This window comes from Streptomyces sp. WZ-12, from assembly GCF_028898845.1.
In the GTDB taxonomy this organism is placed as follows: Bacteria; Actinomycetota; Actinomycetes; order Streptomycetales; family Streptomycetaceae; genus Streptomyces.
On the sequence record NZ_CP118574.1, the window covers coordinates 596,932 to 621,881 of the forward strand.

Consider the following 24,950-nt stretch of genomic DNA (forward strand, 5'->3'; position numbering starts at 1 on the left):
AAGGTGCCGGGACGTCGGCGGGTGCATCATGACGTCGTGCCTTTCCGTACGGGGGTGACCAGTTCGCCGATGCCCTCGATGCGGGTGACCATGGTCTGTCCGTCCCGCAAGTAGCGCGGCGGCTTGCGGGCGTGTCCCACTCCCCCGGTGGTGCCGGTGGCGATCAGGTCGCCGGGGTTGAGGGTGAGGATCGTGGAGACGTAGCTGATCAGGTCGGCCGCGTCGAAGAGCAGGTCGCCGATGTTCGACTTCTGTACGACCTCGTCGTCGATGGCGCAGCTGATCTCGGCGTCCTGGGTGAGCTCGTCCGGGGTTGCCAGGTAGGGACCGAGGGGGGTGGTCGCCTCCCACGTCTTGCCCTGCAGCCATTCTCGGGTTCGGAACTGCCAGTCGCGCAATGTCACGTCGTTGAGGATTGTGTATCCGGCGATGGCCGCCTCGGCGGTTGCCCGATCCGCGCGCCGGACACGCTGCCCGACGACGGCGACCAACTCCGCCTCCCAGTCCACCTCCCCGGACTCCGACGGCAGCGTCAACGGGTCGTTCGGCCCGATGAGGGCCTCGGGGAACTTGGCGAACAGGGTCGGGAATTCGGGCAGATCGCGACCCATCTCCGTGATGTGGCTGCGGTAGTTCAGGCCCACGCAGACGATCTTTCCGGGCTGCGGGATCACGGGCGCGAGCCGGGAGGGCACAACTCGAAGGCGGTCGCCGACGGCTCCCGCGGCGTGTGCCTGCCAGTCGGCCCTGGCGAGGAGGCTTCCGACGTCCCCGGGGCCGACGTCGACGTAGGTGTCGCCCTCGACGCGGACTGTGCGGAGCCCGTTGTCGGTGCGGATGCTGGCCAGCTTCATGCCTGGGCCCCTTCGTGGTGGGAGCGGTGCAGGTGCAGTCGTTCCAAGATGGGTGCGTCGGTGAACCGGAACAGGTCCAGGCCGGCCTCGGTGGCCAGGGTCAGGGCCTGCCAGGAGGGCACGACGAACAGGTCGCCGCGTTCGACGGTCCAGCGGGTTTGCCCGACGGTGATCTCGCCGGCGCCGTCGAAGACCTGGAAGACGGAGGAGCCGACCTCGCGGTGCGCCGCAGTCGTGGTGTCCGGCGCCAGGCGGTGGAACTCGGCGCGCAGCGTGGGCAGGACATCGCCGCCGGTGGTCGGGTTGGTGTAGCGGACCGCCGCATGGCCGGGCTCGACGGTCGCCGTGTGTCCCTCCGCCTCCAAGGCCAGCTGCTCGGCGAGCGCCCGATCCGTGTGTTCCCATCGGTAGGCGAGGAGTGGGGTCGCGGGAGTGGGCTGGAGGTGGGTCAGCGGCCGCAGGCCAGGGTGCGCCCACAGCCGTTCGGAGTTGGAGCGCTCCAGTGCCGCGCGGGTGACCGCCTGGTCCGGTCCGAACTCGAAGAACGTCGCGTCGGTGTAGTGCTGGAAGGGGATGTCGAGTCCGTCGATCCAGGCCATCGCCCCTTCGCTGCGGTTGTGGTGACCGTGCCAGTGCCAACCGGCCTGCGGGAGGAAGTCCCCGCGCCGCATGGCAACCGAATCGCCGTTCACCACGGTCCAGACGCCCTCGCCCTCGACCACGAAGCGGAAGGCGTTCTGGGTGTGCCGGTGAACCGGCGCGTCCTCCTGCGGGTTGAGGTACTGGATCGCTGCCCAGAGCGTCGGGGTCGCGAACGGCTGACCGCCAAGTCCGGGGTTGGCCAAGGCGATCGCGCGGCGTTCACCGCCGCGGCCGACCGGGACGAGCTGTCCCGCCTGCTCCGCCACCGGCAGCAGGTCCTTCCAGCGCCAGCGATGCGGTCGCGCCTGCGACAGCGGATGCGTCGGCATCAGCTCACCGATCTCGGTCCACAGCGGAACGAGGAGCTGCCGCTCGAAGTCACGGTACAGAGCCTCCAGTTGAGGAGTTCGTTCGGGCTGGTCGGCGGCGTCGGTGGCTTCAACGCGCACCGGTGAGGTCGTGGGTGTCATGCGTGTCCTCCCGAATTCGAGTCGGCAGCGCTGCCGCTGCTCCGGATCGCGTCACCAGCTTCGGCGAAATTCCCTGAGCCGGAATAGGCTTTTCTGCTATGCGGAATCAACCCCACTACCGGATCGCTTCCGTCGACCATGCGTTGCATCTGGCGACCCTGCTTCAGCAGGAGGGACCGCTGCGGGTCAGTGATGCGGCCGAGCGGCTGGGCGTGTCGCCCTCCACCGCGCATCGACTGCTCGCGATGCTCGTGTACCGCGGCTTCGCCGAGCAGCGACCGGACCGGTTGTACGAAGCCGGTGACGTCCTTCGCCCCGTGGCCGCGTCCCAGGCACCGGTGGCGCTGCTCCGTCAGGTAGCCATCCCCCACCTCCACGAACTCGTCGCACGCGTGGGGGAATCCGTCAACCTCGTGGTCCTGGCAGGGACCGACGCCCGGTTCGTCGCAACCGCGGAGAGTCCGCAGGTCCTGCGCGTGGGCAGCAGGGTGGGCCAGACGCTGCCCGCCCGGCTCGCCTCCGCCGGCAGGGCCGTCCTGGCAGCGCTTTCGACCGACCAGGTCGCCGGGCTCTACGAGGGAGCCGAAGGCGTGGACCTTGAGAGGCTGCACCGCGAACTCGCACTCATACGCAAGCGCGGCTTCGCAATCAATGACCAGCGCACAGAGTCCGGGCTGACCGCCCTCGGGACCGTCTTGCACGATCCGGACGGGCTGCCCGTCGCGGGGGTAGCCATCGCCATGCCGACGGTGCGCTTCGACCGGGACCGCGTCCCGTCCTGGGTGAGTGCGCTGAAGGCGACCGTCTCCGAGATCGAGCGCGAGTTGTACAACGCGCCCTGACACTCCCCGAACCGGCGACGCCGCCTCGCATCTCGCGCAAGGACGGTGCGCCGGTACTGCTCCTCGCTCGCGGCGGTGGTCCTCATCCGGCCGACGTGCCCTGCGAACTGGGGACAGCAGGGCACACGCCTGGGGCCTGTTCCTGTCAGTCGCCGCGGGCGGGCGCCGGGTGGACAAGGTGCTTGGTCTCCTGGAACTCCTCAAGTCCGCGCGTGCCGTTCAGCCGCCCCATCCCTGACTGCTTGAACCCGCCTTCCTCGAACTGGTCGTGGACGACGGCCCACGTGTTGGTCCACACCGTGCCCGCCTTGATCTCACGGGCAACACGCAACGGCCGGTCCACATCCCGCGTCCAGATCGACGCGGCAAGCCCGTACTCCGTGGCGTTGGCCCGCCCGATCGCCTCGGCCTCCGCGTCGAAGACCTCGAACGTGGCGACCGGTCCGAACACCTCCTGCTGCACGATCGGGGCGGACACGTCTTCGACCTCGACCAGCGACGGGTGGATGAACGCGCCTCTACGGACGCCCTGGAGCAACACGTTGGCGTAGGAGGCAGCGTCGGCGACGAAGTTCTCGACGCGCTCGGCGTTGCGTTCGTCGATCATTGCGCCCATCTCGCTGTTCGGGTCGTCGCCGGGGCCGACCTTCACGGCTTCCAGTGAAGCGGTCATCCGGCGGCGCAGTTCGTCCGCGATACCGCGCTGCGCCAGGATGCGACTGCCGGTCATGCAGAACTGGCCGGTGAACGTCGTAACCGCCTTGGTCAGTACGGGTACCGTCGCGTCCAGGTCGGCGTCATCGAAGACGATCATCGGGCTCTTGCCGCCGAGTTCCAGGGACAGCGACTTGAGGGTGGCCGACGCCAACTCCATGATCTTCCGGCCGACCGTGGTGGAACCCGTGTAGCTGATCACGTCCACCTCCGGCGAGGAAGCCAGCAGCGACGCACCTTCGTTGCCGGTCTCGGTGAAAATGTTCAGAACGCCGGTCGGAAGGCTCTTGGTCCGCGCGGCAAGCTCGCTGATCAGGCCGTTGACAAGACCCGTCTGCCCCGGCAGTTTCATGGTGACGGTGCATCCCGCGGCCAGAGCCGGGGCGAAGGACCGCACCGCCAACACGACCGGGGAGTTCCACGGGGCGATGACCGCGGCAACGCCGGCCGCCTCTCGCAAAGTCATCGAGTACAGCCCCGGCTTCACCTCGGCGGCTCCACCGTGATCGCTCAGAGCGAGGGCCGCGTAGTAACGCAGCTTCGGGATCGTCAGGTCGATCTCGAAGGCCGCTTCACCGAGGATCTTGCCGTTTTCGCGCGCAAGCAGCGTGCTGAACTCCTCGCGGCGCTCCTCCAGTAGGGCGGCCATCTCGCACAGGGCCCTGGCCCTCAGGTGCCGGTCCCGGGACCAATCAGTGGTGTCAAAGGCCATGCGGGCGGCCGTGATCGCCTTCCTCGCCTCCTCCGCTCCTCCGTCCGCAAAGGTGCCCAGCACTTCGCCGGTGGCAGGGTTGAGGGACTCGCTGTGCCGGACGGAGTCGGTCCATTGACCGGCGATGAAGTGGCGGGCGTGGGGCAGATGAAGGCCCTCCTCCACGATGGGGTTGCCGAAGCGGTTGTTGCCAGTCATGACGGGACGGCCTCCGTATCCGTGAGCTGTCATCCTTCGGTCCGGCCCTGAGGTCGAACGGCATTGACACTACGAAGGTCCGCGGAGGACGAAATCGGTCACCGTATCGGTCAGCGACCGGTTGCGTATCCGGACGGCCCGGAGCTGGATCCCGGAACCGTTCGAGGCGAGCGGGCAGACGTCGCATCGGCAGATCTCTCACCAAGTCGCGCGAGGCCACAGGTCAGCCGATCAAGCGCAGCCCGCCCTCGAAGTCGACGCGAGCGAGGTCGGCGCGCGAGACGATGCCGAGCTTCGGGAACACGTTGGCCAGGTGGTGGCCCACCGTCCGGGGACTGATCAGCAACCGTGCGCCGATTTCCCGGTTGGTGAGTCCTTCGGCTGCCAGGCGGGCGACTCGTAGTTCCTGCGGGGTGAGGATCGGGACCGTGTCTCGGACCTCGGTGGCAGTGCCGCGCGGCTGCTGTCCGGTCAGCTCTTGCTCGGCCTGGACACGAGCGAGCAACGGAGCCGCGTCGAGCCTGCGGAAGGTCTCGGCCGCTTCAGCGAGTTGGATCCGGGCATCCGCGCGACGGCGGGCCCTGCGCAGCCATTCGCCATACAGCAGGCGTGTGCGGGCGTAGTTGAAGGGCCGGGACGCGGCCCCCGGCACCTCAAGCGCCAGCCGGAACTGTCTCTCCGCCTCTGCTCCCGAAGCCAGCAGGGCATGGGCGACGTGCATCGCGGAGATGACCCAATCAGCTTTGGTGCGCTCGGCGCAGCGTCTGAGCAACCGCGCCTGATGCTCGGCCGTGGTCAACTGCCCTGCCTGGACTGCGGCCTCGACACTGTCCAGCGCAGTGAGAACCGCGAAGGTGGGATGCGCCGAGTGATGCCCCTTCTCGGTGAGGCGGACGAGTCGGTCCAGTGCTTGCTCGGCCCGGCCCGCGAAGAGTGCCGACATTCCCAGGTTCCACTCGGCGGCCGCGCTCAGTGCGCGCGCTCCTCGTGGCACCGACTGCTCGAAGGTCCTGGCGGCGTACTCCGCGACTGCCTGCTCGTCGCCCCGGACGGCCGCTAGCCATCCGAGGCAGTTGCGGCACTGCGACGCCAGATGATCCGCGCCGACCTCCTCGGCCAACTGGAGCCCCTCGATGGCGTTCACCGTGGCCGAGGCCCAACGGCCCTGGGCAATCTTCAGCGTCACCGTTTGGGCCAGCGCCAGAGCCAAGGTGATGACCTGGTCCGTGTGTCGCAGCTTGTCGATCTTGCGATGGAGCGCCTCGTCCAGGACACCCTCAATACCCCAGGCCACGCCGAGCGGTGCCGGGGGCATCAGGCGCCAGGAACTGCTGCTGAGCCAGTCAGCGGTCTCCCCCGTGGGGACGAGAACCCGGCCGTGAGCATCGGCGCCGCACTCGCAGTCCCATGCCCACCATTGCCGCAGTAGCGCCAGCGGGTCGGCGTTCGGGAATTCAGCTTGTGGGAGCTGTAGGAGATGTTCCATCGCCGCACTCTGCAATCCGCTCTGACCGGCCGACCAAGCCGCCCGCACGGCCATGCTGCCGAGCTTGAACGCCTGCCCAGGGTCAGCCACCAGGTCCCTATCGCGGATCAGGTACCGGTAGGCGCTTTCCAGGTCACCGTGCGCGAACTCGATCATCCCGCGCAGCCCGTCGCTGAATCCCGCGACCGCGGACTCGCTGGACATTCCCTCGGCCCGTTCCAGCATTCCCCTTGCCACGTCAACCTGCCCGGCCTCCCAGGCCGCTCCCGCACCGTGAGCCAGGCGCCTGGCGCCATCCTCTGCGGACGGGGAAAGCATCGCAGCGCGCCGCAGGGCACGGGCGGCCGAGGCGCAGCCGCCGCGTGCCCAGGAAAGGTGGGCCGACTGTTCCAACAGCCGGGCCGCCTCCTCGTCAGATCCTCCGGCGGCCTCCGCAGCCGCAGCGAGGTGCCAGGGGCGTAGCTCGTCGGCCATCTCGCCGGTCAACACGGAGGCGAGGGCGCGATGAACGACCTGCCGGTCGGCCAGCAGCGCCTCCTCGTAGACCACCGCTCTTATCAACGGGTGCCTGAAACCGATCCACTCCCCCGCGCGCACGGTGAGCAGGCCGGAGCGCAACGCCTCGTCCCAGGCCGCCGAGTCGAGGCCGAGCATGCCGCCGGCTTGGCGCACGGTGTTGCGATCACCGCGGTCCTCGGCGGCAGTGAGCAGGAGCGCGGTACGGGCAGGCGGAGACAGGTCTGCGATCTGGATGCCGAAGGCGCGGCGGAGGCGCGGTCCGACGGCGATCTGTTCGCCGTCGAGGGGGTGCGTGGAGATGTCTCCGGCCGCCATGGAGACAGGCAGTTCCTGGAGCGCCAACGGATTGCCAGCCGCAGCGCGAACGACGTACCGGATCACGGCCTCGTCCGCATCGGGAGCCGCGGTGCCGACCAGGAGCCGGGCGTCTTCGCCGTCGAGTCCCCTGATTTCCCTCGCCGGTAGTTCCTCCCAAGGGCCATCGGCTGGATCGTCTCGGCCGGTCAGGAGAACGACCACGGATTCGTTGCGCAGCCGACGGGCTACGAAGGCCAGACACTGCGCGGAGGGTTCGTCCAACCATTGGGCGTCATCGGCCATGATCAGAAGCGGTCGTATCTCGGCAAGCTCCCCCACCAACGTCAGTACAGCCACGCCTATGAGGAATCTGTTCGGTGCGTCACCGCTGATTCCAAGGGCTCCGTTCAAGGCGTTGGCCTGGGGCTCCGGGAGGGTGCTGATCCTCTCCATCACTGGCAGGAGCAGTTCGTGCAGTGCAGCGAACGCCAGCCCCGACTCCAGACGAGTACCACGGCACGTCAGTACGGTGAAGTCCTCCGCGGCGGCTTTGGCCGTGTAGCCGAGCAGTGCGGTCTTGCCTATGCCCGGATCGCCCCAGAGCACCCAGGCCGCCCCCTGCCCTTGACGAGCGTCGTCAAGGAGCCGGTCAAGGGCTGCCTGCTCCTGGCGCCGTCCGTACAGGTCCATTTAGTTGAAATTGTAACGCCGCGTTCCACACAACTGTTGGCCACTGAGGTGCCAGGCTGAGAGGCCATCGTGCGTCTCCCCTTCGGCGAGGATGCCGAGTTGGCCAGGCACTTCAGCCTGGCCCCGACGCCTTCGACGTTCTTCGACAGCGGTCGGGGTCTGATGCCCCGCCAACACCGGGACTGAGCCCCTTGTCCGTCAGACTCACGAGTGCGCTCCAACACAGGGAAAATCTCTACCAGTTGAGCACGAAGCCGGTTGCTTCTGCCGCGTCCCGTCGAAGACCACGTCCAGGCGGCGGGTGGTCAACGTGCGCAGGTCGACGGCGACTTCGTCGCCAGGCCGCAGCAGGCCGGGATCACGGCGGACGCGGGCCTGGTCGGCGATGACGAACGTGCGATGCAGAGCGTCTTCGACGCCTCGGGCGGCACCTACGGCTCCCCGAAGATCTGGATCACACCGGTGAGGGAGGGATAGCGGGTTTCGGTGAACACCGTCGCGAAGCTCATGGCCGAACTCGACCTGGCCGGACGCATGGTTCGCCGACGACGTGGGCTGACCCGGCCCGGCAAGCGGGCCGCCGCCCCGGATTTCGTGCGCCGCAGCTTCACCGCGGACGCACCCGACCATATCTTTGCCGGCGACGTGACGGAGATCGTCACGGACGAGGGCAAGCCCTACCTGGCCACTGTGATCGACCCGTTCCCCCGACGTCTGCTCGGCTACGCGAGGGGAGCGCATCACGATGCGGAACTCGTCGTCGCCGCCTTGAACATGGCTCGTGCCACCCGCGGCGGCGGTGTCCGGGGCATGACCTTTCCTTCGGACCGCGGCGGCGCATACGCTCTCGCTGCTTCCGTCGGGCCTGCTGCCGCCTGGCGTGACCCATGCACCTTCACCACCCGCATCGAAGCCCGGCTGAAGATCTCCACAGTCCGAGGCGACTGGCACCGGCGAAGTTGACCGGAGTGCGGTATACCGGCGGACGAAGCAGCGGACGAGCTCTTAATGGGGACCCTCGGAGGCCGAGGGTCAACTCGACTGCGCGGCAGCCGCGTTGGCCGCCGTGCGGATCTCGTCGGCCAATGCCATGGCGGCCGGTGAGGTGTGGCCGACGCGGGTGGCCAGTGACAGCGTCCAGGTCAACGCGGGTTCGGTGACGGGGACGGCGGACAAACCGGTCTGCCGGGCCGCGGCGGTGGCCGGCATCAGGGCGATACCGAGGCCGTGCCGGATCAGCCCCATAGCGGTGGCGTAGTCGGCGACTTCGAACGGAACCGATCGCGGCAGCCCCGCCGACTTGAAGGCGGTATCGGTCGCGGCCCGGCTGCCCCAGCCAGGGGCGAAGTCGATGAAGGTCTCGTCCGACAGCTCGGCAACGCCCAACCGCCGCCGACGGGCCAGGCGGTGATCGGGCCGGCAGACCACACACATCGGTTCCTCGGCGAGCCGATGCAGGCCGACCGCGGAGGTCGCGGGACCGGTGTGGGAGACCAGGGCGAGATCGAGCTCGCTGTCGGCGACGGCCCGGATATGACCGACCGACCCCGCCGCCGCCTGCCGCAACTGCACCGTCACCCGCGGATGCGCCCGGTGGAAACGTCCGAGCACGGCCGGGACGTCCAACGGCCCGGTGGACATGAGGATCCCCAGCGTGACGGCGCCGTGCAGGTACCCCCGGTCGGTCGCCACGCTGTCGCGCGCCCGTCGGCCGGCCTCCAAGGTCGCCCTGGCCTCGGGCAGCAGCGCCGCCCCCGCCGGGGTGAGGGCGATCTGACGTTTGGAGCGGTCGAACAGCTCGACGCGCAGCTCGCGTTCGAGCCGGGCGATCGCCGCGGAGACCGCGGACTGAACGGTGTGCGACCGCCGGGCGCCGCGCGAAAAACTCAACTCGTCGGCCACCGCGACGAAATACTCAAGCTGCCGTAACTCCATCCCCTCATTATCGCCATTCGCGATGGGTCATATCGCGACCTTTCGTTGGACGTGATGCATGGCCGACGGCAGAGTCGTTGGCGTTGCCGGCTCATCCGGCGAAGGAACTGGCAGACGTGGAAGGCGTGAGAGACATGAAGGGGATGAAGGGAATGAAGGGCATGGAGGGGCTGACCATGACCGAAGGTAATGGCATGCCGCGGATCGGCTGGATCGGGGCCGGGCGGATGGGCGCCGCGCTGGCCCGGCGGCTGCTGGCCGCCGGATACCAGGTTGCCGTCTACAACCGCACGCGCGCCAAGGCCGAGGCGCTCGTCGAGGACGGCGCCACGGTGGTGGACCGGCCGGTGGAACTGGCCGATCGCGACCTGGTGTTCACCATGGTCTCGGCCTCCGACGACCTGCTGGCCGTGACCAGTGGCCAGGACGGAGTACTGCGAGGCGAGTCGGCACCGGGAGTGCTGATCGACTGCTCGACGGTGTCGGCCGAGGCATCGTCACGGGTGCGTCAGGCCGGCCGCGAACGAGGAACCGCGTTCCTGGCGGCTCCGGTCAGCGGCAACCCGTACGCGGTCGCGGACGGCTTGGCCACACTGGCCGTGTCCGGACCCGAAGGCCCGTACGCCAACGCCCGCCCGGTACTGGAGCAGTTGGCCGCCAAGGCGACCCATGTGGGAGAAGGGGAAGAGGCCCGGCTGGTCAAGATCTGCCACAACGCGCTGCTCGGAGTCCTCACCCAGTCATTGGCAGAGGTCACCGTGCTGGCGAACAAGGCAGGCATCTCCCGGGCCGCCTTCCTGGAATTCCTCAACAACTCCGTGCTGGGCTCGCACTTCACCCGGTCCAAGACCCAGGCGCTGGTGGAGCTGGACTTCACCCCGACGTTCACACCACCGTTGCTGAGCAAGGACCTTGAGCTCGCGCTGGCCGCCGCGCGTGAGTTCACGGTGCCCATGCCGGTCACGGCGGACGCCGCGCAACTCGTGACCTCGGCGGTCGGCGCGGGCTACCACGACGAGGACTTCGCCGTGCTGGTGCTTGAGCAGGCACGCCGATCCGGACTCACCCTCCAGCCCGAGCCCCGGACGGATGAAGTCGACTGACGCACATCGTCGTCGCACACACAGCACCCGAAGGGAACTCCCGTGCATGCCGCAGTAGTCACCGCCTTCGGGCGACCACCGCGCCACCAGCAACACCCCGACCCGAGGCCCGCCGAGGGCGAGGTACTCGTCCGCGTGCTCGCCGTCGGTCTCCATCCGCGCGTCCGATCCGGCGCCGCGGGCACCCACTACACCAGCGACCAGACCCTGCCGCTGGTCCCCGGCTTCGACGGTGTGGGCCGGACCCCGGAGGGCACCCGGGTCTTCTTCAGCGGACTGAGGGCACCGAACGGGAGCATGGCCGAGTGCGTCGCCGTCCCCGCCGGCCAACTGGTCCCCTTGCCCGACGGCGTTGACGACGTCATGGTGGCCGGGGCGATGAACCCGGCCATGTCCGCCTGGCTCGCCCTGACACAGCGCGCCGAACTGAAGCCCGGCGAGCGCGTCCTGATCCTCGGCGCCACCGGCAACGCCGGGCAGATGGCCGTCCAGCTCGCGCGCCTGCTCGGCGCGGGCACCATCACCGCCGCCGGCCGCAACGCCCGGGCGTTGGCCGGCCTCCCGGCCCTCGGTGCGGACCACACCGTCACGCTCGCCGCCGACGACGACACCATCGCCGCACGCCTTGCGGAGGCGGCCGCCGACGCCGATGTGGTCGTCGACTACCTCTGGGGCCACCCCACCGAAGTCGCCCTGGCCGCACTCTCCAACGCCCGCACCGATCCGGCCGCCCGCCTGCGCTGGGTCCACGTCGGCGCCATGGCCGGCCCCACCATCACCCTCCCCGGCGCCACCTTGCGCAAGGCCAATGTCGACTTCCGTGGCAGCGGCCAGGGTTCCGTCTCGCCCACCGAGATGCACACCGCCCACCGGGAACTCGTCGACCGGCTCCCCACCGCCGACCTGACGATCGAGACCCTGGCCGTACCCCTGAGCGAAGTCGAGACCGCCTGGGCCACCAACGCCCCCACCGGCACCCGCATCGTCCTGCTGCCCTGACAGGTCGGCAGGACGCGGTCACCCCGGCACGACGACCGGCCCCCTCGATGCCGCCCGTCCGGCAACGGACTCCGGTGGGGATCAACGGACTCCGGTGGGGGCGCACGACGGCACCAACGTCGGTCGGTCAGTCAGCGTCGACTACCGGTAGTTCGTCGTGCCGTGGGCCGGACGTCGAGCGTTCCGGCCCACGGCATCACGTCCCTGGACGCTCAGTCGGAAGGAGTGGAAGGGGTGGAAGGGGTGTCGGTACCGGACCCCTGCGACGCGTCCGCCGCGTCGGCGGCGTTGTCCTCGACGAAGTCGGCGGCCTTGGAGAAACCGGACAGCGGGCTGTCCGCACCGTAGGGGCGCCACAACAGCCTGATCGCCAGCTTGTCGTACCAGATCGAGGTGTCGTCGTGGGTGAGGTACACGGAGATCGAGTCGCCCTTGCGGACCGGCGCCGTCAGTGCGTAATGCTGCGCTCCGGCTCCCGACTGCCGCAGGATCGGGGCGTCGCACCGATACGTGTACCCGTTCACCCTGACATTGAGGCTGCCCTTGTAGCCGATGTTGTCGTTCTTGCTCGTGTTGTCGTAGCACTGGATGTTGCCGTACAGGACACCGTCCGTGGATGCCGTTGCCTGATACGGATTCGACGATTGGGGCGCTTGCCCCTGGCCCCACGAGCGTTGATAGGTGCTGCGGTAGCCCTGCACCGCCCCGGTGAATCCGGCCGTGCCGGCGAACTCGGCGTCTCCCTCCGCCCGGAGCTTACCGTCCACACGCAATCCCCCACCCGCCACGAGGTCGTTCGGTGCGTAGACCGTGACGTTGTGGTGGAAGACGGATTCACCGGCCGTGCTCGTTTCGAAGGCGCCGTTGGCCTGGAGCTTCCCGTCGGCCGTCAGCTGCTCCGTGACCTTGAGGGTCCCTCCGACCGTCGTGTTCCCCGTGACATCCAGCGTGCTCTCCGCCGTGACCGCCCCCGTCACGTCCAGTGTCTGCTGAGCCGTCACCACGCCCTTAGCGGTCAGCCCACCGCTCACCGTCAGGCTCGCAAGCGTCTGGTCCGTGACACACACCGTCAAGTGATCCCACCGCGTCACGAACCCGCCGTCCGGCGTGGGCGTCACCGTCTTCAGCGCGAACGCCCTGTCCCGCAGCACCTTCCCGGCCGGAACCGGATACACGCTCCCGCCCGGGATCGAGGCATCCGGCACGCGCTCCCCGTCCATGTACAACTCGTGGTTGTCGCCGCGCACATGGTGCCACTCCAGCCGTACCGGATCACCGGCGGCGATCCGCGTGGCGGGCGGGCCGCCCTGTGCCGTGACGGCCACCAGCGCCCGCCCGACCCCCGGCGCGGGGTCCGCCCCGCTGCGGAAGGGGAACTTCGCGACGTCCAGCGTCCCGGTGTTCGGCGCCTCCGGGATCGTGGAACCCGTCGTCGCCCACTCCTCGATCCCGATCCGGGCGACACCGGTCTTGTTGCTGATCGCGATGTTCTTCAGGGTGATGTACAGCCCGTCGACGGTGACTTCGCTCGTCCCGCCCGTCGGCTCGACGCTGAACCGCACCTTCGACGAGTCGCCCGTCGCCTCCCCCGCCGCAGGGAACACCGCCGTCTCCGCCATCGGCACGGCGAGCAGGACATCCGGCTGCGGACCCACGATCGTCCACCCGGACTCCGGCTCGACATACGGCGCGATGCCCTCGCCCGTCAACGCCAGGTCCTGGGCCAGGGAGCCGACCGGCAGGACGACGGCGATGCGGCTGCACCGCACCGTCGTGCCGCCGCTGTTGGAGATGACGAGGTCGATGGACCCGTAGGCCAGCTCATCCTCGTTGCCGGGGCCGGACTTGGGCGGGCTGACGGTCAGCGGGGTGGGCACGGTCGTCAGGGCGTAGCTCAGCACGCAGTCGCTCATCGGCGGTCTCCTTCTGTCTGGTCGTCGGCCTTCGCAGGACGCAGGGTGAGGCGGCCGGTGCGCAACGTCGGCGCGGGATACGGGTGGTGCGGTTCGCCGTCGGACGCGTAGGTGGTGGCCTCGCTCCACGTGTCCGCCGTCTCGTTCTGCGCCCACGTCCACGTGCCGTACCGGTCGGACGGGCGCGGTACGACGAGCGCGGGCGGCTGCTCCCCGGCCCGTACTCCCGCCGGGTCCGGTACGTACTCGCTCACCGGCAGCGGGCCCAGCCGGAAGGACACCGGGAGTTCGGCCAGTGGCGGTTCCACGAGCCGGGCGGGCAGGCGGACTTCGGCGGCCGGCAGGACGTCCGTGGTGGCGTGTGTCGTGCCGCGCGGGTCGGCGAGCAGGGTGAGGTAGGCGGCGTTCCGGTGGTCGGGGTCGCTGCCCGGGGGTCGGGCGGGCAGGGTGAGGGAGGCGCCCGTACCGATCGGGTCGAAGTACTGCCGTGCCTCGTCGGGGAGTTCGGCCTCGTCGAGGACCGTGTGCAGCACCCGGTAGTCCGTGTCGCGGTGCTCGCCGTGGAAGTAGCCGACGAGTCCGTCCGTCAGCTCGTTGCGTTCGCCGAGCCGGACCGGCCAGCGGTAGCCGGGGTAGGCCGGTGCCTGCGGATCGCGCAGGTTCTCCCACGAGGGGTCGGTGTGCGGCGGGCCGTCGAGGTCCAGGTCGAAGCGGACGCGCATCAGCGCGAGCGGCCGTCCGACGAGCACGCTCGGGGTGTGCGGGGGCGCGGCGTCCCCGATGGGGGCGGTGGTGGACAGGGTGCGGTCGATGACGGTGAGGAGGGAGCGCAGGGCGGCCGGGCCCCGGTCCGGGGCGACCAGCGCGGTCAGGAAGCCGTGCAGGATCGGGTGGTTGTCCCGCAGGTCGTCGATCTCGCGGTAGCGCGAGTACGGCAGCGGGTGCCAGGTCACCTGATGGGTGCCGCTGGGCGGCAGGGTCGTGCGCAGCTCGCCGAGCGGGGTGCCGTCGGGGCCGTACGCGTACAGTGCGCGGTCCAGGTACCCGGGGACGAGCCAAGCGGACACCGGGGTCGTGTCCGGGTCGCTCGCGGTCGTCAGCGGGTTGAGGTCGTTCCGGGCGTCGAGCAGGGTGAAGCCGGCCCGGGCGGGCTGGATCAGCCGGGGTGTGAGTTGCGTGAAGCGGTACCAGGTGGGCGGGTTGATGGTCCAGTGGCCCCGGCCGGGGTCTCCCGGGTCCTGCCACGAGGGGGTCAGTTCCTCGGGGAGTTCGGGTGCGAAGCGGCGGGCGGGTACGCCGACGCCGATCACGTCTCCGGGCTCGTTCCCGGGCGCGAACCGCAGGGCCAGCGGGTCCGGGAAGATCGCGGGCAGGGCGTGCCCGAAGCGGTCGATGACGGCGAGCCGGGCGAAGGCGAACTGGCCCGCGCGCAGCGGCTGGTAGGGGCTCTCGTTCCAGCCGGTGAACGGGCGCGGGAGAGCGCCCGGGTTGGGCGGCAGGGTGCGGCCGGACGCCTCGGTGAGCGCGATGCGCACGTCGTCCGGCAGCGCGGAGTGGGGGTTGAGGGTGGCAGGGGTGGACGCACGGGCGGCGAGCTGTTCGGTGAAGCCGGCGAGGGGCTGCGAGAACCAGTCGGCGTCGTCCTCGACCTGCCGGGCGAGTGCCCGCAGCGCGCCGGCTCCCGGTCCCGGGTGGGTACGGGCGTACTGGCGCAGCGCGGCGGCCATGGTCTCCGAGGGCGTCGGGGTGAGGAACTGGCGGCCGCTGAGGCTGAGGGGGACGGCGTGGTCTCCGGTGCCGAGCCAGTGGTACTCGGTGCCGTCGAAGCTCCAGTTGGCGCGGTCCGCATGGCCACCGTCCGGGTCGCCCCGCCACTCGATGGGGAAGTAGTCGACCTTCCACTCGAAGAACAGGGGCTGCCAGGGCTGCCGCCACTGTGCGGTGTACGCGCCAGGGGTGCCGATGGCGTTGGTGTGCGGGTCGCGCATGGCCGTGGCGAGCGCCTGCCAGTCGCTGAAGCCGGTGGCCCTCGCGAGCGTTCGGGCGTTGGCGGACGCGAGGTGGAAAAGCTCACGCAGCAGGGCCGACAGCACGCCGGACAGCCCGTCGGGAGACGGGAGGTCGGGCGGCTTCGGGGTCTGCGCGTCGCTCGCGGAGACCGTGCTCCCCGCGACCCGTACGCCGGTGACGAGCGCGTCCGGCCAGCGGCACGTCAGCGGCGGGTCCTCGTCCTCCTCGCTGGCGTCGTACTCGCCTTCGCGCACCGCGTACGGGTCGGCGGCCGCCACGTGTTCCGGGTCCGGCGGGAGGGGGCGGTCCTTCGTCCCCCGGATCACCACGACCGGGTCATTGGGCCGGTGGTAGCCGGGCAGGACAGCGCGCTTGAGGACGACTTCGCCCGGCGGGAGGCCGTGGTCGATCTGGTACTGGCCGATGGCGTCGGCGAGTTGCTCGGGGGTGTCTTCCCAGGGGATCGCGGCACGCAGCCGTGTCACCCGCTCGCGCTGGTCCTTCGCCGCCCTGGTGGCGTCCCCCACACGTGCCGTGAGGTCCTCGCGGTATGTGCCGCCCGGCTCCCCCGGAGCGTCCGGCACCTTCGGTAGGTTCGCCGCCCACCACAGGTCGTACAGCCGACGCTGCGCGGCGATGAGGTCCTGGACGGCGGCGTCGTGCGCGGCCTGGTCCTCGTTGAGCTTGGCGAGGGCCCGCGCGTAGGCGCTGCGTACGGCACGCGGCCGACGCCGGCGCGCGGTCGGGTCCGGCGTGCCGGGTTGCTCGGCGTCCTCCAGCACCCAGGTGTATCCGCCGGGCTCGGGGGTGAACCACGAGGCGTGCAGGGCGCGTTCGGCCTGGAACTGGCCGTCGGGTTCCTCCAACAGGTCGAGGACGCCGGAGTGCACGGCCGAGAGCAGGGAGGCGAGCTCGGGCGGGGATCCGGCGCGGCGCGCCGCGTACTCCTTGATGGCCTTGGTGGCGTGCTCGGTGTTGTTGCCCACGCCGATGGTGACGTAGTCGGGCCGGTCGGAGGCGGGCATGCCGCTGCCCCGGCGCTGCCACTGCACGTCGAGGACGGTGCCGTGGCAGACCGTACGGGCGGTGTCGGGTGCCGTGCCCGTGGCCTTCCAGTGGAGCGCGGCCAGCCGCTCCGCGAGGCCCCCGGCCAGCGGGTCGGCGGCGGGGTCGCCGTACCAGCCCGCGACCAGGTAGTTGAGCTCATAGACGGTGTCCGGGTCGAGGTCGTCCGTGCGGTCGTGCACGGAGAACACGTCGAGGTTGTACGGCTGGTACGCGGCGAAGGTGGGCAGCCCCGGGCCGACGGCGGTCAGGAACAGCCCACCGGGCGTGCCGGGTTCGCTCCATGCACCGTCGGCGAGGCTGATGCGGCGGCCGATGCGGGTGAGGCGGCCGTCCCGGTCCATGTAGGTGCTGGAGCCGAGGGCCGGGTCCAGGTAGTCGCTCTCGACGATCCAGCCGGTGTCGGTCCGCTCCCCCGAGCCGGTGTCGACGGCCTGCCGGACGACGAGCCAGCGGTTGGGCACGAGCGGGAAGACGGGGACGCCGTCGCCCCTCTCGTCCACGCCGTGGGTGAGGGCTTGCGGCAACTGCCAGTGCAGATAGACGCCTTCGCGGTCGGGGTCGGCGTTGAAGGCCGTGTCGGTGTTGGAGAACGCGGGCGGTTCGGGCGACAGGTTCAGCCGGGTGAGGGCGTAGTTGGCCTGCCAGCGCTGGAAGACCTCGGCGTGGCGGACGCGTTCGTTGACGGTGAGCGCCTCGACTTGCAGGGGGACGACGAGGGGATGTGTCACGGCGCGGTGCTGCCCTTCTTCGGGGGTCTTCGCGGTCATCGGGCCGTCCCGCGGGTGAGGAGCTGACGGCGGGGCGCGTTGACGAGCTGGACGGCCAGGCCCGCGGGGCCGAAGCGGTCCGCGGCCGACTGACCCAACTCGGCCAGACGGGCGCCGAGTTGGCGCAGCAGCCCGTCGGCGGCGGTGGGGCGCAGGTCGAGGACGGCGCGCCGGCCCGCGGGGTCGGGGCGCAGATACGCGTCGAGTCCGTCGGGGCCCTCGGGGTGCGGGAATGCCTCGCCGTCGATCTGCCGGGCGACGGCGGGCGGGTCCACGCGCCGCAGGTTGATCACCCGCCGCTCGCCCTGGCTGATGTCGACGCCGAAGGACAGGCCCTCGGGCGGCTCGGCCAGTTCCACCTCGTCGGGCACCTGCTCGAAGAGCACGAGCAGGACGTCGGGGCCGAGGACGTCCTGCCGGAGTACGGCGATCGGGGTGCGGGTGTCGTCACCGTGGCCCCGGTACGGGCGGACGAGCAGCCCGGGGCATTCCTGGACGAGCGCGGACCGGATGAGCACGCCCGCGCGGGGGGTCGGCGCCTCGTCGTCACCGCGTGCCCAGGGTGCGGCGATCCGGGCGAGGGCGGCGTCGGTCTCGCCGGTGAGGGCGATGCCCGCCGCGCCGGAGACGAGCGCGGTGAGCCAGCCTTCGTCGACGTAGAACAGGCGCAGGGACTCGGCGGGCAGGGCGTTCTCGTCGGGAACGAGGTCGGTGAACGGGATGGTGTGCAGCAGGCGCAGCCGCTGCAACCAGGCGCTGATCGGGGCAGCGGCGTCGGCGAGTTGGGCGGTGAGGGCGGTGCGCAGGGCGACCGGTGGGTCGGCGAGCAGCTCGGCGGTCCGCGCGACCCGTGCGGCTCCGCGCCGCCCGGCGGTCGGGGTGCGCCGGAAAGGCTCGGGCGGGGGCGCGTGGCGGGACTGAACGGGGTGCGTACCGGCCCGTAGCAGCCGTGCGGCGGCGCCGTCGGCGGCGAGCTCCTCAAGGAGGGTGCCGAAGGGGCGGGGGCCGAGGGCGCGTTCCGCCGCCCCGCCTGTCCCCCTCGCCCCAAGACCCACCGCCGCCAGCCGCTGCGCCAACACCGCCGCCCGGGTACGGGCCTTCGCGTGCCACGCGGTCAGCATCGCCGCGAAGTCGGCGTCGGCGAGGGCCAGTGCGCGGCCCAGCGTCCAGGCCGCTCCCCAGCCCGCGTCGAACAGCCCCCACGCCTTCTCGTACGCCATCAGCTGCGCGGCGCTCGTCCAGCCGGCGGCGGGTGGGGTCGGCAGCGGCTGCGCGGGCTCGGCCGTGAACGGACCCCGGTACCAGGCGTAGCTGCGCTCGCCGGTCTCCAGTCCGTAGGCCAGCGGCACCCGGCCGGAGGCCAGCCGGGCGCGGGCGGTGGTGTACGCGGCGGGATCGGCCCCGGCGGGCGGTTCGGCCGCGGGCACGGGTGTGCGCAACAACAGGTCGCGTTGCTTGTGCTCCTCGTCGGAGTCGAAGAGGAAGTGCCGGACCCGGCCGACGAAGCCACCGTTCGCATCCGGATTGCTGGTGAAGGACCAACTCCGCAGCGCGGCCAGGCGGATCCGTACGTCGGCGGTCAGCTCTCCGGCGTCCGCGTCCGCCAGGATGGAGCGGCAGCCCTCCAGGGCGACGAGGTGCGCGGCGTAGCGGACCTCGTGCTCGCGGTCGGGCAGCCGGTTGGCGACGACGACCGCGTAGGTGCCCTCGGCGAGCTGTTCGCCGCGCAGCCCGGTGTCGGGGCGGACGTCGCGGACGTGGATCAGGTGCCGGAGCTCGTCGGTGCGCGGGACGATCGTGGCGAAGACGTCGCCGGGGATGTCCACGGTGTGGCAGAGCGCCGTCGGGTCGCCCTCGATCTGCGAGGGTGCGATGCGGGGGTGGCGTACGCCTCCGGCGTCGGTGAGGAGTTCCGCCGCCGTCATGGGCACGGTCAGGGCCGCGGACTCGGGGTCGTCGGGCAACTCGCCCTCGGCGAACAGGAGCAGGGCGAGCCAGGGTTCCTCGGGTGCGGCGTCCAGAGCGGTCCCGGATTCGTCCAGGCGTCGCATCCACGGCAGGAGCGGATCGGTGAGCGTGAGGTGCGCGAGGGTCGTGCGGTAGTCGGAGCGGGCCTCGGGTGCCGGGTTGACGGCGTGCACATGCTCGTCGGCGAGGGCGAACTGCGGGGCGCGGACCTCGAAGGTCTCCTCGACGGGTACGAGGTAGTCGTCGGCGCCTGCCACGCCGGGCAGGGTCTGCGTGGCCCGTACGCGGTAGAGGCCGGCGTTGATGGCGGGTTCGCGGTTGTCCTGGAAGTGCAGGACGAAGCTGGGGTCGGTGACCCGCGCGGGGGCGCGGCGCTGGTCCGTCATCGGGCGGCCCCTTCCGAGGCGGTGGCGGCGAACACGGTGTAGAGGGCAGCGGAGGCGACGGTGCCGGGCGGTAGCTGCCAGTGCCCGGTGGCGATCGGCGCGTTGTCGTGGATCTCGACGACGGTGATGGTCGCGTCGTCGCAGGCGACGAAGGCGCGGGCGGCGTCCGGAGTGAAGGTGACGGACAACGGGCGGGCGTCGAGGGGGAGTTCACCGAGGAGGGCGCTGCCGCTGACGACCGAGACGGCGGAGCCGTGCAGGACCCAGGCGCGGTCGGCGGGGTCGAGGGCGAGGGCGCGGGGGTCGGCTCCGATGGCGACGTCGTACTCGACGGTGGTGACGGGCGGCGAGCCGGGGCGCTCGTAGACCGTGACCACCTGCCCGGTCTCGCCGACCATCCGCAACACGACGGCGCGACGGGCCGAGTTCGTGAGCATGGCCAGTGCGGTGCCGCGTTGCGGGAAGTTGTACGGCGTGTACGAGGCCCCGGGGGTCGGCACCGGCATCACCTGTACCTGGCCGTTGCTGCCCGCCGCCGCACCGTAGACGTACACCCGGCCGGACTGGCCCGGCGTGAGGAACGTGGGTGTCGCGGGCCCGTAGACCACTCCGAGCTTCGAGCCGGTGGAGGTGTCGTACGTGACGGTCTTGCTGCCGTCGTTGGCGTTGACGTACAGCCGCCCGGCCTCGACGTCGACCGCGATGCCACCGAAGCTCTGGACGTCCTGCCGGTCGACGTCCGTGTGAACGGGATCGGCGCCTCCGGCGAGGTCCACTGAGGCCGCGGCGACCTGAGCCGGACGGGCCACGACCGCCCGGGAGTTGTCGCGTGTGACCGCGAACGCCGTCGGCTGCCCGACCAGTTGGATTCCGGTGCGCGGCGGCCGTACCCGCTGGGCGACGACGTCGATGACCGCCAGCTGTTTCGGGTCCCTGCCGACCGCGTAGAGCGTCGAGCCGTCCACCGAGGTCGCCGCCAGGTACGGGCCCGCCTGGCCTACCGGGGCCCGGCCGACGACGGCCGCCGTGTCCGGGTCGACGGACAGGATGGTCCCGGTGGTGTCGTCCAGGACGAGGACGACGGGCCCGGGGGCGGGCGGTTGGGGGTCCTCGGTGAGCAGCAGCGGGTCCGCGTCGAGTCCGGCGGTGCGGGCCTGCTCGGCGTATGCGCCCACCGTGCCGTTGGGCAGCGGGGTGTCGGGGCAGAGCCCCGCCAGGACACCGTGCATGCGGGTGCGGGCCGAGCCCCCGGCCAGGTTGGCGAGCTGTCCGGCGAGTACGCCCACCCCCGCGCCGAGCGGTTCGGCGAGCTCGACGGGCGAGCCGGTGGGGCCGGCGTTCGGGTCGAGCGGGAGCGCGGCGTCGGGGTTGAGCTTCTCCGTGGCGAGGTCGCGCTCGGCGATCGGGCCGAGGTTCTGGCCGTTGGTCTCGGGCGGGGGGACGGTGATGCGCAGACCGGTGCGGTGGTCGAGGAGTGGTTCCTGGCCGAGGGTGTCCTTTTGGGCGACGTCGGGGTCGCCCCACAGCGCGAACGGCACATTGCCGTGCTCCACGTCGACCTGCCACTTGCCGTCGTTCGGGAGCGACTGCCAGGAAGCGACCTGCCGGCGGCGGGTGTTGCTGTACTCGACCGTGACGTGCAGCAGCCCGTCGATGCCCTTCTTCTGCATGGGCCGGATGTCGACGGTGCTGTGCCCCTCCGGCTCCCGGTCGTTGAACTGTGCCTGTGCCGCGGGGACGACGCTGGAGACGGCGAAGGAGAAGCCGGCCGGGTCGGCCAGCCACGGCTCCGTACCGGCCTTGACCCTCGCCGCCCGCAGAGCCGGGTCGGCGTCGGGGTCGGTGAGCAGGCCGGTGAGCGGGTGCGCGGTGAGCGGGGCCTCGGGCGGGAGGAGTTGCGTACGGAACTCGTCCCAGGTGAGCGCCGCGGGACCGGACAGCGAGGCGCCGAACTTGACGGTGACCTTGATGAAGACGAACTTCGCGGTGACCGTGCCGCCCGTGGGCGGCCCCCACAGGTCGAGCGAGGCCCCGATCTCGCCGCTGACGGTGAACAGCAGCTTGACGCGGGCGCCCACGCGGAGGGAGATCCCGGCGCGGAAGTGCAGGGGTGCCCACTGGATGAGCAGATTGGCCTGCGCGGTCAGCCATGCCTCGACGTTCCCGGCCTTGTAGCGCACGTCCAGCATGCCGCCCGCCATGACGGCGTTGGGCGTGAGCGCGAAGTAGGCGCCGCCGCTGACGGTGACGGCCGAGCCGACGGACCAGGTGAAGCCGAGACGCGGGACGACCGGGAAGTGGCCGGGCTTGGTGTAGTCGGGGTGGTAGCCGCCGACGGTGAGGACGAAGTCCCCGGCGTGCGGGCTCGGCCCGAACCAGGAGTAGAAGGCGAAGCCGCCGGTGAGCACGCAGGACGGGTCGATGACGTAGGAGTCCACGAGCTGGGCGGTGGCGGCGAGTTCGCCGCGCGCGGACTGGTAGACGATCCGCAGGTCGACGCCGACTTGGGCGTATTTCTTCGCGCCCTTCCTCGGGAAGCTCGCGGTGGCGCGGCCGATGAGCGCGAGGGTGAGGGAGTTGCCGACTTCGAGGAGCAGCAGGACGCGGGCCTGCACGAACTCGAAGGAGGTGAAGTCGATGCCGCCGGCCAGCCAGATCTGGCCTTCGGCGGGCGTGACCCAGGGGTTGGGCCCGCCGGTGAGCACCGGGAGCGTCTTGAGGGGGTCGTCGTCGAGGCCGCCGTCCAGGCCGGTGACGAGGGGGAATTGGGCGATCTCGGTCTGCTCGGGGACGCGGACGCTGCTGTTGTAGCCGAAGCCGAGGGCGAAGCCGGTGACGCGGAACGGTGGCGGCCCGCCGAAGGTGCCCTGGAGACGACCGAAGGCGAAGAACGAGGTCATGCCGTCGCCGCGCCGCTGGTACGCGCCGAGCGCGAGCGCTCCGAACCTCGGCATCTCGACGACGAGCAGGCCCTCGATCAGGATCGTGTAATCGTCCGGCGGGGGCTGGCGGTTGAGGAGAGCGCCCGCGATGTGCAGCGGGTTGCGGCGCAGATCGACGGTCAGCCCCTGGAGGCGGGGTTCGGCGCTCATGGTGTCGAGGTCCAGGGCGATCCCGAGCCCGATGACGCCCAGGGTGAACCCGGAGGCGCCCATGCTCGCGTCGAACATCACCAGCACCTTGCCGGAGTCGAAGCCGGCGCCGATGCGTTGCAGGTGCAGGGGTCCGAAGGAGCGGCCGATGTCGGCCCACGCGGCGGACTCCGGACCGCCGCTGCCGCTGTCCCTCAGCGCGAGCTGTTGCTGCCCGCCTCCCCCGAAGGAGACGGCGAGCGGGTCCTGTGCCGCGCCCGCGACCTCGTACGGGAGGGTGAGCACCGCTCCCTTGGGCAGGCCGGACCCGGAGTCGGGCAGCCTGCCGCCGGTCCAGCCGGTGGCGTCGAGGTCGGCGTTGACCAGTGCGATCTGGGCGGTGGTCAACGCGCCGCCGGTGACGAGGAATTGGATGCCGGTGATGCCGACGTCCACGCCCGGCGGGATCTGGCCCCCGACGAGCGGTAGCTGGGACAGCTTGGTGGGGCTGAGGTCCGCGATGTTCGCGGCGACGAGCAGGACGAGGGCGCGCGGGGTGCCCGGTACGGACGCGACGACGATGCCGCCGCCGGCCTCGGTGGTGGCGGACAACAGCAGCCGCCCGGCCGTCCTGTCGTAGCGCAGGCCGACGGAGGCCAGGGCGGGCAGGAGTCCGGCGGGGACTCCCGCGGGGATGGACAGCCCGACGGCACCGGCGAGTTCACCCGCGGTGACGGCGGGGGTGCCGGTCCAACGGGCGGTGAGGACACGGCCGGTGGGGTCGCTGTCGTAGTCGACGGCGAACTCCAGGACGCGCTCGGTCTCCTCGTCGAGCGGGACGGTCAGCCGCAGCAGTCCGGAGACCCGGGTGTGCCCGGGGGTGTGGTCGACGGTGACGGTGAGGGAGACGGGGATCTCGTCGACGGTGAGGGCGGTGGTGCACGCGAAGGTGAAGTGGCCGTGGGTGTCGAAGGCGACGGAGAGTTCCTCGACGGTCAGATCGCGCAGGGCTTCGGGTACGTCGATGCCCAAGTGGCCCATGATGGCGGCCGGTTGCAGACCGACCGCGTGCGCGGTGAAGGCCCACCCGTCGGTGGAGGACCAGGTGCCGGCGACATCCAGCACCCCCGCGTCGAGCTGCCACCGCGCCGCGAGCCCGGCCAGGGTCACCCCGGCCTGGTGCGAGACGGTGAGCACGACCTGGCCGAGCCTGATGCCGGTGACGGGCTCCCAGACGTCGGTGAGGGCGAGGTCGAGTCCGTAGCCGCGGTTGCCCGCGTCGGAGGCGAGTTCGGCCCAGAGGGTGAGTTCGCTGACGGTGAGGGTGGCGGGGACGGGGATGCCGGGGAAGCGGTCCTGGAGGAGTTGGCCGGCGTTGACGGGCCGGACCAGGGTGCCGGTCAAGGAGCGGTCGGGGAGGCCGATTTCGACGTCGATGGCGATGTCGTCGGCGAGTTCGACCGTGCCGCCGAGCGTGGTGAGGAGCTGGGGACCGGCGAAGGGGCTGAGCACGGAGAACTCGGCGTGGAGGTTCCGCACCGTGAGTCCGTCCAGCGGGCTCCACTCCCGGTCGAGTCCGACGGCCAGTTGAACCGTGAGGAGGCCACCCGTGCCGGCCGTCTGCGCGGAGCCGTTGCCCACTGTGTAGGCGACCGCGAGGGCGGTGAGCGTCAGGCCGGTTCCGGGTGCGAGGTCGAGCGGCAGGTCGAAGCCGCCGGTACCAAGGGCCGCGAAGGCCGTCAGCTCGTCCAGTGCCGTGAGGCGTACGGGCGTGAATGCGGCGCCGAGCCGCCAGATGGTGCCGTGTGCGGGCGGATAGCCCCACAGGTACGGCTTGGGGTCGGCCTGCGCGCCGGGGAAGTCCAGTTCGGCGCCCGCGCCCACCAGAGCCTCGGACTGCTCGTTGAGGGCCGGTTCCACACCGAGCACCAGGTGCAGGGCGCCGAGGCCGAAGCGCTCCAGCGGGATGAGGGCGTCGCGGAGTTCTTTGGGCAGGTCGGGTGCGTCGGCGGACAGGGCGGCGTCGATCCGTACCCCGACGACGACGCCCTTGCCGGTGTCGGCGAGGAACCGTACCGCTGTGTGCGCCTCCGTACCGCTTGCCAGTGGCACGGTGCCGACGGCCGTGAGCCGGTCCACGTCGATCGCCGGCGCGCGCACGTGCAGTACGCCGTCGGCGAGGTGGTCGTGGAACAACTCCTCGGTGGGCTCCAGTTCAAGGAATTCGGGTGGGACGGTGAGTTCCGGCAGACCTACGGCGGCCTGCAGGGTCGCACGCAGCGTCTCGACGGTCAGCGCCATGGCAA

14 protein-coding genes are annotated in these 24,950 nt (G+C 71.0%); 5 read left to right on the plus strand and 9 right to left on the minus strand.

Going from position 1 to position 24,950, the window contains the following annotated elements; genetic code table 11:
- Positions 1 to 26: 26 nt before the first annotated feature.
- Positions 27 to 854, minus strand: coding sequence for a fumarylacetoacetate hydrolase family protein (locus PV796_RS02120; protein WP_274911051.1), 828 nt, complete (start codon positions 852 to 854; stop codon positions 27 to 29).
- Positions 851 to 1,966 carry a cupin domain-containing protein gene (locus PV796_RS02125; protein ID WP_274911052.1) on the minus strand — a complete coding sequence of 372 codons (1,116 nt, stop codon included), beginning with the start codon at positions 1,964 to 1,966 and terminating at the stop codon, positions 851 to 853. Before PV796_RS02125 ends, PV796_RS02120 begins: the two co-directional genes overlap by 4 nt.
- Before the next feature lie 98 nt (positions 1,967 to 2,064).
- Here PV796_RS02125 and PV796_RS02130 point away from each other — a divergent pair, with 98 nt between their 5' ends.
- Positions 2,065 to 2,808, plus strand: coding sequence for an IclR family transcriptional regulator (locus PV796_RS02130; protein WP_274911053.1), 744 nt, complete (start codon positions 2,065 to 2,067; stop codon positions 2,806 to 2,808).
- 145 nt (positions 2,809 to 2,953) lie between these two features.
- On the opposite strand, the gene PV796_RS02135 is transcribed toward PV796_RS02130, so the two are convergent.
- Positions 2,954 to 4,432, minus strand: coding sequence for an aldehyde dehydrogenase family protein (locus tag PV796_RS02135; RefSeq protein ID WP_274911055.1), 1,479 nt, complete (start codon positions 4,430 to 4,432; stop codon positions 2,954 to 2,956).
- Positions 4,433 to 4,655: 223 nt separating this feature from the next.
- A complete protein-coding gene (locus PV796_RS02140) occupies positions 4,656 to 7,424 on the minus strand; it encodes a helix-turn-helix transcriptional regulator (protein ID WP_274911056.1) in 2,769 nt (922 codons plus the stop codon).
- Between the two features lie 258 nt (positions 7,425 to 7,682).
- Here PV796_RS02140 and PV796_RS02145 point away from each other — a divergent pair, with 258 nt between their 5' ends.
- Positions 7,683 to 7,901, plus strand: a complete 219-nt coding sequence (locus tag PV796_RS02145) for a hypothetical protein (RefSeq protein ID WP_274911058.1) — start codon at positions 7,683 to 7,685, stop codon at positions 7,899 to 7,901.
- A 9-nt stretch (positions 7,902 to 7,910) separates the two neighbouring features.
- Positions 7,911 to 8,387 carry a DDE-type integrase/transposase/recombinase gene (locus PV796_RS02150; RefSeq protein WP_274911059.1) on the plus strand — a complete coding sequence of 159 codons (477 nt, stop codon included), beginning with the start codon at positions 7,911 to 7,913 and terminating at the stop codon, positions 8,385 to 8,387.
- Positions 8,388 to 8,456: 69 nt separating this feature from the next.
- Here PV796_RS02150 and PV796_RS02155 read toward each other — a convergent pair whose 3' ends face one another.
- Entirely contained in the window at positions 8,457 to 9,359 is a 903-nt protein-coding gene (locus PV796_RS02155; protein ID WP_274911060.1) for a LysR family transcriptional regulator, read from the minus strand.
- 134 nt (positions 9,360 to 9,493) lie between these two features.
- Here PV796_RS02155 and PV796_RS02160 point away from each other — a divergent pair, with 134 nt between their 5' ends.
- Together PV796_RS02160 and PV796_RS02165 are read left to right on the plus strand one after the other, a co-directional pair.
- Entirely contained in the window at positions 9,494 to 10,462 is a 969-nt protein-coding gene (locus tag PV796_RS02160) for an NAD(P)-dependent oxidoreductase (protein ID WP_274911061.1), read from the plus strand.
- A gap of 42 nt (positions 10,463 to 10,504) precedes the next feature.
- Positions 10,505 to 11,461, plus strand: coding sequence for a quinone oxidoreductase family protein (locus PV796_RS02165; RefSeq protein ID WP_274911062.1), 957 nt, complete (start codon positions 10,505 to 10,507; stop codon positions 11,459 to 11,461).
- Positions 11,462 to 11,673: 212 nt separating this feature from the next.
- Here PV796_RS02165 and PV796_RS02170 read toward each other — a convergent pair whose 3' ends face one another.
- Genes PV796_RS02170 through PV796_RS02185 form a run of 4 tightly spaced genes read right to left on the minus strand, consistent with a single transcriptional unit; the run spans position 11,674 to position 24,945 of the window.
- Positions 11,674 to 13,374 (minus strand): hypothetical protein, encoded by a 1,701-nt coding sequence (locus PV796_RS02170; RefSeq protein WP_274911063.1) that lies wholly within the window; start codon positions 13,372 to 13,374, stop codon positions 11,674 to 11,676.
- A complete protein-coding gene (locus PV796_RS02175; RefSeq protein WP_274911064.1) occupies positions 13,371 to 17,219 on the minus strand; it encodes a hypothetical protein in 3,849 nt (1,282 codons plus the stop codon). Before PV796_RS02175 ends, PV796_RS02170 begins: the two co-directional genes overlap by 4 nt.
- Positions 17,216 to 19,573 (minus strand): hypothetical protein, encoded by a 2,358-nt coding sequence (locus PV796_RS02180; RefSeq protein ID WP_274911065.1) that lies wholly within the window; start codon positions 19,571 to 19,573, stop codon positions 17,216 to 17,218. Before PV796_RS02180 ends, PV796_RS02175 begins: the two co-directional genes overlap by 4 nt.
- Positions 19,570 to 24,945, minus strand: a complete 5,376-nt coding sequence (locus PV796_RS02185) for a DUF6603 domain-containing protein (protein WP_274911066.1) — start codon at positions 24,943 to 24,945, stop codon at positions 19,570 to 19,572. Before PV796_RS02185 ends, PV796_RS02180 begins: the two co-directional genes overlap by 4 nt.
- Positions 24,946 to 24,950: the final 5 nt, after the last annotated feature.